The organism is Kitasatospora sp. NPDC057512, assembly GCF_042802135.1.
Taxonomy (GTDB): domain Bacteria; phylum Actinomycetota; class Actinomycetes; order Streptomycetales; family Streptomycetaceae; genus Kitasatospora.
Map to the genome: position 1 here is coordinate 1 of NZ_JBHVET010001305.1, position 1,010 is coordinate 1,010.

1 protein-coding gene is annotated in these 1,010 nt (G+C 75.6%); it reads right to left on the reverse strand.

Going from position 1 to position 1,010, the window contains the following annotated elements; all coding sequences use genetic code 11:
- Window positions 1–694, reverse strand: a 694-nt coding sequence (locus tag ACFU6K_RS39645) for a DUF885 family protein (RefSeq protein WP_380671622.1), incomplete at its 3' end; no start/stop codon positions are given.
- Window positions 695–1,010: the final 316 nt, after the last annotated feature.

A 1,010-nucleotide genomic window follows, 5' to 3' on the forward strand; every position in this document is an offset into this window, starting at 1 on the left:
AGACCCCGGCCTTGTCGTCCGGCCCGGCGCCCGGAGAGAGCCCCTGGGCCTGCCCGGGCAGGATGCGGTCCACCGACGGGCGGACGGCGCCGCGCACGATCGCCAGGGCGCGCTCGGACTCCGGGCGGCCGGCCAGCGGCCGCAGCAGCTTGTCCTCGGCCGGGGCGGTCGCCAGGTGGGCCTCCAGCTGGGCGACGGCGGCGTCGACCCCGCTGCGCAGCGGGCGGCGGCCCTCGGCGGCGGCGTCCAGGGTGCGGCGCAGGACGGCGTCGAAGTAGTCGGGCAGCGCGGCGAGGCGGTCCAGGTAGGCGTCGGCGCCCTCCTGGTCGATCGAGGTCATGGCGAGCGCGGAGAAGGCCTCGTTCTGCGGGGCGACGATGGTCGCCGAGACGCTGAACTCGGCCAGCCCGTGGGTGATCCGGCCGATGCCGTTGGCGAGCAGCCGGGCGAGCACCCGGTGGGTGATCCGGTCCTCGCCGGCCAGCGAGTCCAGCGGGATCGCGGCCAGCCGGGCGGTGAAGCCCAGCAGGGCCTCGCGGTGGCGGTGCGCGGCCGCGCGGGACGGGTCGGGCACCAGGTGGGCGTAGCCCTCGACCCCGCTGAGGGTCGCGTCGAACGGGTTGTGGGTGTTCTCGGCGTCGAAGAACTCGTCCGCGAGTGCGGCGAGTCCGGCGTGCTGAGGCTGTTCGATCACGGTCGCTCCCCCGATGCGGTGTACCGCGGCGCGGCGTACCGCCGTGCCCGGTCCCGCCGATTATTCGGAGCGACCGGCGGCCCGGTCAATACGCGCTGGTGGGACGGGGGTTCCGGCCGCGCACGACTGTGCCGACGCCCGTCGGGACGGACATCGGCACCATCGTTGCGCGGAGGCCCGGCCACTGGTGCCGGGCGGGGGAGGGCGGGTCAGCGGGCCTTGGCGGCCTTGCCCTCCTTGGCGGCCTGGGCGGCGGCCTCCTTCTCGTGCTTCTCCTTGATCCGGGCGGTCTCCTTGCGGACGTCCACCTGGTTGG